Consider the following 8,121-nt stretch of genomic DNA (forward strand, 5'->3'; position numbering starts at 1 on the left):
GGTCGCGCCGGAATAGAGCACGCCGAAGACGAACCAGTAGATCAGGCCCATGCCGAGGGGTTCGATCAGCGACCAGAAGTAGCCCAGCAGCGACTCTCGCCCCCACCGGGTTCCTGCTCGCCGGGGACCGGGTGGACCGGGCCGGTGTGGCCACGGTGGTCGACGAGGGGCAGCGGCAGTACCAGCGGTCCGGTGGCTTCACCGGCGTGGACCGGCCCCGCCAGCCGGAGGTGCTCACCCGCACGGCGGTCCGCGCCGAGCTCGGCGGCAGCGGGGTGAACGGGCTGCTGGTGTTCGGTTTCGCCATCGGCGCGGCGGGCGGGGGCGCGCTGGGCCTGCTGGCGCTCGCGTTCGCGGTGCTCGCCGAGGCGCGCAGCCGGGGGCAGGTGCTGTCCCGGCTGCGCACCATGGGCCTGTCCCGCCGGCAGTGGCGCGGACTGCTGCTGGTCGAGCTGACCCCGCTCGTGCTGGCCTCGGTGCTCACCGGAGCGGTGGTCGGCGCGCTGCTGCCGGTGCTGCTCACCCCGGTGCTCGGCCTGCCCGCCTTCACCGGCGGGGTGGCGGTGCCGGTGCGTTTCGAACCCGGCCTGGTGGCCGGCGTGCTGGGCCTCGCCGTGCTGGCCCTCGGCTTCGCGGTCGCCGTGGAGGCCCTGAACAACCGCCGGATGCGCCTCGGCGAGGTGCTCCGGCTCGGAGAGGAGAGCTGAGATGACAGCGACCGCCGAGGTGTCCGCCGTGCCGGACCTGGCCGCCCTCCAGCAGCGCGCCGCGCAGCGCGCGGCGGAACGGGCCGGCGGCCGGGACCGGTTGCGTGGGCACATCGTCTGCGACGGCCTGGTGCGCATCTTCAAGACCGAGGGGGTGGAGGTGGTCGCCCTCCAGGGCCTCGACCTGGTCATCGACCGGGGCGAGCTGGTGGCGATCGTCGGTGCCTCCGGGTCGGGCAAGTCGACCCTGCTCAACATCCTCTCCGGGCTGGACACGCCGACCGCCGGCATCGCCCGGGTCGCCGAGTACGACCTGCTCGCCCTGTCGAACCGGCGGCGGCTGGCGTACCGCCGGCAGGTGGTCGGCTTCGTCTGGCAGCAGACCGGCCGGAACCTGCTGCCGTACCTGACCGCGCTGGAGAACGTCGAGCTGCCGATGAAGCTGGCCGGCGGACGGTCCCGCCGGGCTCGGCGGGAACGGGCCCGCGAGCTGCTCGACCTGGTCGGCGTCGGCTACTGCGCCAATCGGAAGCCCAGCCAGATGAGCGGCGGCGAGCAGCAGCGCTGCGCGGTCGCCGTGGCGGTGGCCAACGACCCCGAGGTGCTCTTCGCCGACGAGCCGACCGGCGAGCTGGACGAGGCGACCGGGGCCGAGGTCTTCGCCGCGCTGCGGACCATCAACGCCGAGCTGGGCGTCACCATCGTGGTGGTCACCCACGACCACGCCGTCGCTGGCCAGGTCCGCCGGACCGTCGCCATCCGCGACGGCCGGACCTCCTCCGAGGTACGCCGGACCGCGCGGGTCGCCGCCGACGGAAGCACCGAGCTGGTCTCCGAGGAGTACGCGGTGCTCGACCGCACCGGCCGGATGCAGCTGCCGGCGCCCTTCGTGGACGCCCTGTCGCTGCGCGACCGGGTCCGGCTCAACCTGGAACCCGACCACGTCGAGGTGCGCCCCGGCGACCGGACGCACACCGAGGAGAACCACTCATGAACGAGCAGCTTTCCCTGGCACCGGCCCGGGTCACCACCACCGACGAGGTGGTCCGCGTCGAGGGGGTGAGCCGTACCTTCGGCAAGGGCGAACACGCCGTGCATGCGGTGCGGGACGTCTCCTTCGCCGCCGGCCGGGGCGAGCTGGTCGCCGTCCGGGGCCGCTCCGGCGCCGGCAAGACCACCCTGCTGAACCTGGTGGGCGGGCTGGACCGGCCGGACTCCGGCCGGATCCGGGTGGCCGGGCACGAGGTGACCGCGGCGAGCGAGCGGGAGCTGCTGGCGCTGCGCCGGGGGACGGTGGGCTTCGTCTTCCAGACCTTCGGCCTGGTGCCGATCCTGTCGGCGGCGGAGAACGTGGGGGTGCCGCTGCGGCTGGCCAAGGTACCGGCCGCGGAACGGGAGCAGCGGGTCGCCGTGCTGCTGGAACTGGTCGGGCTGGGTGGCCACGCGGCGCAACGCCCGTACGAGCTCTCCGGCGGGCAGCAGCAGCGGGTCGCCGTGGCCCGGGCGCTGGCGAACGAGCCGGACCTGCTCGTCGCGGACGAGCCGACCGGTCAGCTGGACTCGGAGACCGGCCGCTCGATCATGGACCTGCTCCGGGCGGTGGTCCACGCGAAGGGCATGACCGCCCTGGTGGCCACCCACGACCCGGCCCTGATCGAGATGGCCGACCGCACCCTCACCCTCCGCGACGGCCGCCTGGTCGACGACTGACGCCGGTCGCGGGACCGGCGGAGGCCGAGCCGCCGGGCGGTCGCCGCAGGCGGGGGAACCTCCTCGCCCGCTACAAACGTGATGACGTGGATGGATCGCTGCCGGCAGCCCGGGCGGGACGCACCGCGGGTGCCATGCGGTGAGTCGTTCACGCCATCACGTTCGTAGCCGCCTCGGCATCCCTCCCCGCTCGCCGGGAACGAGCGGCCGCGGCGCCGCGCTCACTCGGGCCGGCGGCGCCGGCCGTAGGCGACCGTCAGGGCGAGCAGGAGCGGACCCCAGCACAGCAGGGGCAGGTAGCAGGCCACCAGCAGGGCGAAGCCGGCCGTGGAGAAGTTCAGGTCGTTGCCGTTGACGACCACGCCCCACGCGGCGTACCCCCAGATCAGGGTGAGCGCGACGGCGCCGGCGGCGGCGACGGTGACCGCGAACGGCGGCGGTACCCGCCGGCCGCCGAGCAGCGGCAGCCACCGGGGGAACACTTCGCCCCAGGGGCGGACCAGGCCGAAGGAGAGCAGCGCCAGCCCCTCCGACACCAGGCTCAGCGAGACGATGTAGGCGCTCTCACCGAACCCGAGGTCGACCGGCGCGCCGTGCGCGCTGGCGCCGATCGGCACCCCGGCGACCAGGGCGATCCGCCACAGGCCGGACGGCAGCACGACGAGCGGGATGAGGTGGGCGACGCGTTCCGCCCAGCGGGGCACGGGACGGCCGCCCCGAGCGGCTGCGGGCGTGGCGACGGTGACGGACATGACGGCTCCCCGGTTCGGACGACTGCCCGTCCAGCCTGGCGGGTCGCCGGGCCGCCGCCGTCCCCGGCAGCGGGGAGCCGGCTCCCCGGAACGGGGGAGGGGCCGCTCAGAGGGCCAGCTTCATCCCCTCGTGGCTGGCCACGAAGCCGAGGTCGCGATAGAAGCGGTGTGCGTCGGTGCGGGACTTGTCGGTGGTGAGCTGCACCAGCGCGCAGCCCCGGCCCCGGGCCTGGTCGATCGCCCAGGCCATCATCCGCCGGCCCAGCCCCTGCCCACGCAGGTCGGAGCGGACCCGGACCGATTCGATCAGGGACCGCTCGGCGCCGTGCCGCCCCAGCCCCGGGATGTACGTGATCTGCATGCACCCGACCAGCTCACCGCCGCGGTCGGCGACCACGAGGTGGTTGCGCGGGTCGGCGGTGATGTCGGCGAACGCCCGCTCGTACGCCTCGTCCACCTCGGTGAAGTCGCGGGCCTTGCCCAGCACGTCGTCCGCGAGCAGGGCGATGACGGCAGGCAGGTCCGCGCGGACCGCCTCCCGGAAGATCACGTCGGTCATGCCCGCAGCCTGACACAGTGCCGACCGACGATGTACGGGCCGGGCAGGGTCACCGGGCCGGGCAGCGCAGCCCCTCTTGAGGGACGGTGAGCGAGATCAGGTACGCGTCGACCGCGTTCGTCACGCAGGCGGTCTGCGGGTACGCGGTGTGCCCCTCGCCCTCCCAGGTGAGCACCCGGCCGACGCCCAGCATCGAGGCGAGCGCGGCGGTCTGCTCGTACGGCGTCGCCGGGTCGCCCGTGGTGCCGACCACCACGATCGGCGGCGCACCGGCCGCCTTGCCGGTCGGGTACGGGTCGCGCCCGCCCGGCCACTGCACGCAGCCGAGCATCCCGACCGCGAGGGCCGGACCGAAGAGCGGGTACTTGGCGCGCCACTGCGACTGGAGCTGGCGGATCTGCGTGAGGGACGGCTTCTCCGTCTCGTCCGCGCAGTTCACCGCCATGTTCGCGTCGAACAGGTTGGAGTAGTGCCCGTCCTCCTCGCGGCCCGCGTACGCGTCGGCGAGCTTGAACACCCCGGTCGGATCGCCGCCCTGCAAGGCGTCGATCGACCGGGCCAGCTCCTGCCAGCCCGTCTCGGTGTAGAGGGAGGAGATCACCGCGTAGAACACCCAGCCGGCGGTGGCCTCCCGGCCGTCCTTGCCGCGTACCGGGGAGGCCTTGGCCTTGTCGATGGCGGAGGTGACCGCGCCCCGGGCGTCCGGGGCGATCGGGCACCGGCCGGCGTTCGCCCCGCACCACCGGGCGAAGTTGTCGAACGCCCGCTCGAAGCCCTTCGCCTGGCTCTCCGACCCGGCGATCAGCTTCTGCTGCGGGTCCACCGCGCCGTCCAGCACCAGCGCCCGGACCCGCTGCGGGTAGAGCTGGGCGTAGGTGGCGCCGAGCAGGGTGCCGTACGAGTAGCCGAGGTAGGTCAGCTTGTCGTCACCGACCGCCGCGCGGACCGCGTCCATGTCCCGGGCCGCCTGCTCGGTGCCGTAGAGCGGCAGCTGGTCGCCGTACCGGTCGCCGCACCGCTGGCCGATCCGCTTGTTGAGGTCGGCGAAGCCGTCGAACGACGCCTGGCTCTCGGGATCGGGGTCGTAGCCGAAGCTGGCGTCCAGGTCGGCGTCGGAGATGCACTTCACCGGGCTGGACCGGGCCACCCCGCGCGGGTCGAAGCCGATGATGTCGAACCGGTCGGTCACCGCGGCCGGCAGCCCGCCGAACCCGGAGCCGTACGAGAGGTAGACGGCGGTGTCCACGCCGGAGGCGCCGGGACCGCCGGGGTTGACCACCAGGGACCCGATCCGGTCGTGCTGCCGCTCCGACCGGATCCGGATCAGCGCGATCTCGAAGGTCTGCCCGGTGCCGGGCCCGGCCGTCGCGCCGGTCGCCGCGCCGTTGCCCCAGTTGCGGGGTACGGCGATCCGGGCGCACTCGTAGCGCATGCCCTGCGCGCCCCGGCCGACCAGCTCGTCCGGGACCTCGGGGCAGGCGCGCCAGGCCGGGGCGGTGCCGGGCGGAGCCGCCGCACCCTGGCCCTCGGTGCGCGGCGCGATCGCCGGCAGGGTGCAGCCGGCGGTGAGCACCACCGCCGCGGCGAACCCGGCGAGGCCGGTACGGACCCGGCGGATCCGGTCGGAGAAGCGGGTCACGTGGGCGCCTTCCATGATCGTGTCGACGGCCAGGCTACGCCCGGCCGCCCCCGCCCCCGACGGTCGCCGCCGGATCCCCGCGCAGCACCTGGTCCACGTCGTAGCGGATCGGCCGCTCGAGCTGGTCGTAGGTGCAGGAACGCGGATCGCGGTCGGGGCGCCAGCGGACGAACTGGGCGGTGTGCCGCAGCCGGTCGCCCTCCATCGCGTCGTAGCCGACCTCGACCACCAGCTCGGGGCGGAGCGGCTCCCACTCGAGGTTCTTGGTGCCGGTCCACCGGCTCACCCCGCCGGGAATGCGCTGCCCGCGCTCGTGGTCGCCGTGCACCCACGGGTGGTCGCCGCCCACGTCGCGGTACGGGGCCAGCTCGTCCAGCAGCTCCTTGCGCCGGGCGGCGGTGAACGAGGAGCTGACCCCGATGTGGTGCAGCACCCCGGCGTCGTCGTAGAGGCCGAGCAGCAGCGAGCCGACCACCGGGCCGGACTTGTGCCAGCGGAAGCCGGCCACCACCGCGTCGGCGGTGCGGGCGTGCTTGACCTTGAACATGAGCCGCTTGCCCGGCTCGTACGGCAGATCGGCCGGCTTGACGATGAGGCCGTCCAGCCCGGCGCCCTCGAAGACGTCGAACCAGCGCCGGGCCGTCTCCGGGTCGGTGGTGATCTGGGTGACGTGCATCGGCGGCCGGACCTTGGCCAGCGCCTTCTCCAGCGCGGCCCGGCGCTCCGGGTAGGGCCGGTCGGTGAGCAGCTCGTCGTCGAGGGCGAGCAGGTCGAAGGCGACGAAGTCGGCCGGGGTGGTCTCGGCGAGCAGCTTCACCCGCGACGCGGCCGGGTGGATGCGCTGGGCGAGCAGCTCGAAGTCGAGCCGCGGCTGGCCGCCTGGGCCGTCCCGGCGGATCACGATCAGCTCGCCGTCGACCGCGCACCGCTCCGGGAGCTGGCGGCGCGCCTGGGCGACGACCTCGGGGAAGTAGCGGGTCATGGTCTTGCCGCCCCGGCTGGCCAGCTCGACCTCGTCGCCGTCGCGGAAGATGATGCAGCGGAAGCCGTCCCACTTCGGCTCGTACGTCATCCCGGCCGCGGTGGGGAGCTGGGGCACGCTCTTGGCCAGCATCGGCTCGACCGGCGGGTTGATCGGCAGGTCCACGGCGACCAGTCAATCAGACGCCACCGACAGTCGTGAGGCAGATCACCGGCGCTGCCGGGCGGCGTGTCCCGGGTCGGGCCCGTTCGTCCCCGCCACCCGGATGGTGAAACCGCAGGTCAGCGTTACCGTTCGCGGCGTGCCGGAGTGGATCTGCGGGTGTTGCGGGCGCTGGCGGGTCAGCGTGCAGCTGATCCGGGGCCGCTACCGCTACCGGCTGGTGCACCGCTACCGCGCGGAGCACGGCGGCGGCGCCAACGTGATCGGCGAGGTCGGCTCGGTGGCCGAGCTGGAGGAGTTGCTGCGCCGGCACGCCGCGGTCGGCCTGGCCGACCTCCACGAGGCCGCCTGACCCCACGCCGGCCCGGCCCGGCACGGGATCACCGGACCTCGATCCCGGGCGTAGCCTGACCCTGGAACACGGGGGAGGGAGCGCAGATGCGGTTCGTCGAGTCCGTCGAGATCGCCGCCGACGCCGACCGGGTCTGGGCGGTGCAGACCGACGTGGAGCGCTGGCCGGAGTGGACGCCCACGGTGACCGCCGCGCGCCGGCTGGAGCCCGGGCCGTTCACCCTCGGCTCGTCCGCCCGGCTGGAGCAGCCCCGGCTGCGCCCCGCGGTCTGGCGGGTCACCGAGATCGACCCGCCGCACGTCTTCGTCTGGGAGTCCGACAGCCCGGGCGTGCACAGCCGCGGCGAGCACCGGGTGGTCCCGCTGCCGGACGGCCGGGTCCGGGCCGAGCTGGTGATGGCCCAGCGCGGCCCGCTCGCCTGGCTGGTCGGGCTGCTCATCGACCGGACCATCCGCGGCTACCTGCGGCAGGAGGCCGACGGGCTCAAGCGCCGCTGCGAGCAGGGCTGACCACGCCCGGTCAGGCGGCCGGGGCGTCGAGCGTCTTCTCCAGCACCGCGAGCTGGTTGCCGTTCTCGTCCGGCCGGTGTGCCACCACCCGGTAGCCGCGCCGCGTGTACAGGCCCAGGTTCGCCGCGCTCCGCGCGCCGGTGAACAGCGCGAACCGGGCCACCCGGCCGGCGCAGGCCGTCTCGATCGCGGCGAGCAGCCGCCCGCCGACGCCCGAGCCCTGCTGGTCGGGGGCCACGGCGAGCCGGCCGACGTGGGCGGTGTCGCCGTCGATCCGGGCGCGTACCGAGCCGACCAGGCGAGGCCCGAGCCGGGCGGCCAGCACGATCGCCGGGCCGGCCAGGGCGGCCCGGACCTCGTCCAGCGTCTCGGTCAGCGGCGGCAGGAACGGGTCGCCGTAGCGCTGCGCCTCCACCAGGTACGCGGCGCGCTGCACGGTGAGGATCTCACCGGCGTCCGCGACCCCGGCCGGGGTGATGGTCACCTGATCGGTCACCCGGCAAGCCCACCACAACCCGCCCGGCCGGCGTCAGGCGGCCCACCCGCCCCGGCCGTACGCTGGCGGTGTCCCACGCGAGGAGGTGGCCGTGCCCGAGCTGACGTACGCCGAGGTGGGAGCGACCCGCGACGGACGCCTGCCGGCCGGCTACCACCACCTGCGCCACCGGGTGCGGCTGCCGGACGACTGCTTCCCGGTCGCCGCGGACGCGGTGCTCGGCTGGCGGCTGCACCGCGCGGCCGGGGTGGTG

At 74.7% G+C, this 8,121-nt stretch carries 11 protein-coding genes and 1 pseudogene; 6 read left to right on the top strand and 6 right to left on the bottom strand.

The window, feature by feature from the left end:
• Positions 1-99 (bottom strand): annotated as a pseudogene (locus ACWEVO_RS22460) (ABC transporter permease); the annotation flags it as partial.
• Positions 100-131: 32 nt separating this feature from the next.
• Here ACWEVO_RS22460 and ACWEVO_RS22465 point away from each other — a divergent pair.
• From ACWEVO_RS22465 to ACWEVO_RS22475, 3 genes are read left to right on the top strand one after another with little or no spacing between them, the layout of a single operon-like run.
• Positions 132-707, top strand: a complete 576-nt coding sequence (locus tag ACWEVO_RS22465) for an FtsX-like permease family protein (RefSeq protein WP_452309491.1) — start codon at positions 132-134, stop codon at positions 705-707.
• A 1-nt stretch (position 708) separates the two neighbouring features.
• Entirely contained in the window at positions 709-1,701 is a 993-nt protein-coding gene (locus ACWEVO_RS22470) for an ABC transporter ATP-binding protein (RefSeq protein WP_452309492.1), read from the top strand.
• Positions 1,698-2,417, top strand: coding sequence for an ABC transporter ATP-binding protein (locus tag ACWEVO_RS22475; RefSeq protein WP_452309493.1), 720 nt, complete (start codon positions 1,698-1,700; stop codon positions 2,415-2,417). The genes ACWEVO_RS22470 and ACWEVO_RS22475 overlap by 4 nt, the downstream gene beginning before the upstream one ends.
• A 221-nt stretch (positions 2,418-2,638) precedes the next feature.
• Here the strand turns inward: ACWEVO_RS22475 and ACWEVO_RS22480 are convergent, their stop codons facing one another.
• From ACWEVO_RS22480 to ACWEVO_RS22495, 4 genes are all read right to left on the bottom strand, one after another.
• Positions 2,639-3,169 (bottom strand): hypothetical protein, encoded by a 531-nt coding sequence (locus ACWEVO_RS22480; protein WP_452309494.1) that lies wholly within the window; start codon positions 3,167-3,169, stop codon positions 2,639-2,641.
• Between the two features lie 106 nt (positions 3,170-3,275).
• Positions 3,276-3,728, bottom strand: a complete 453-nt coding sequence (locus ACWEVO_RS22485) for an N-acetyltransferase family protein (protein WP_452309495.1) — start codon at positions 3,726-3,728, stop codon at positions 3,276-3,278.
• A 49-nt stretch (positions 3,729-3,777) separates the two neighbouring features.
• Positions 3,778-5,346: an alpha/beta hydrolase gene (locus ACWEVO_RS22490; RefSeq protein WP_452309500.1), complete on the bottom strand. Its 1,569-nt coding sequence runs from the start codon at positions 5,344-5,346 to the stop codon at positions 3,778-3,780.
• Between the two features lie 55 nt (positions 5,347-5,401).
• Positions 5,402-6,514 carry an ATP-dependent DNA ligase gene (locus ACWEVO_RS22495; RefSeq protein WP_452309496.1) on the bottom strand — a complete coding sequence of 371 codons (1,113 nt, stop codon included), beginning with the start codon at positions 6,512-6,514 and terminating at the stop codon, positions 5,402-5,404.
• A 136-nt stretch (positions 6,515-6,650) separates the two neighbouring features.
• Between ACWEVO_RS22495 and ACWEVO_RS22500 the strand changes: the two genes are divergently transcribed.
• Positions 6,651-6,863 carry a hypothetical protein gene (locus tag ACWEVO_RS22500; protein WP_452309497.1) on the top strand — a complete coding sequence of 71 codons (213 nt, stop codon included), beginning with the start codon at positions 6,651-6,653 and terminating at the stop codon, positions 6,861-6,863.
• An 86-nt stretch (positions 6,864-6,949) separates the two neighbouring features.
• Positions 6,950-7,372, top strand: a complete 423-nt coding sequence (locus ACWEVO_RS22505; protein WP_452309498.1) for an SRPBCC family protein — start codon at positions 6,950-6,952, stop codon at positions 7,370-7,372.
• 10 nt (positions 7,373-7,382) lie between these two features.
• Here ACWEVO_RS22505 and ACWEVO_RS22510 read toward each other — a convergent pair whose 3' ends face one another.
• Positions 7,383-7,868 (bottom strand): GNAT family N-acetyltransferase, encoded by a 486-nt coding sequence (locus ACWEVO_RS22510; RefSeq protein ID WP_452309499.1) that lies wholly within the window; start codon positions 7,866-7,868, stop codon positions 7,383-7,385.
• A gap of 115 nt (positions 7,869-7,983) precedes the next feature.
• Here ACWEVO_RS22510 and ACWEVO_RS22515 point away from each other — a divergent pair.
• Positions 7,984-8,121: DUF1990 family protein (locus ACWEVO_RS22515; RefSeq protein ID WP_452309501.1), on the top strand; the 138-nt coding region annotated here is incomplete at its 3' end.

This window comes from Micromonospora sp. NPDC003776 (assembly GCF_053605645.1).

Coding starts and splice junctions, on each gene's coding strand:
- ACWEVO_RS22470 (WP_452309492.1), top strand. CDS start 709: ATGACAGCGACCGCCGAGGTGTCCGCCGTGCCGGACCTGGCCGCCCTC.
- ACWEVO_RS22475 (WP_452309493.1), top strand. CDS start 1,698: ATGAACGAGCAGCTTTCCCTGGCACCGGCCCGGGTCACCACCACCGAC.
- ACWEVO_RS22480 (WP_452309494.1), bottom strand. CDS start 3,169: ATGTCCGTCACCGTCGCCACGCCCGCAGCCGCTCGGGGCGGCCGTCCC.
- ACWEVO_RS22485 (WP_452309495.1), bottom strand. CDS start 3,728: ATGACCGACGTGATCTTCCGGGAGGCGGTCCGCGCGGACCTGCCTGCC.
- ACWEVO_RS22505 (WP_452309498.1), top strand. CDS start 6,950: ATGCGGTTCGTCGAGTCCGTCGAGATCGCCGCCGACGCCGACCGGGTC.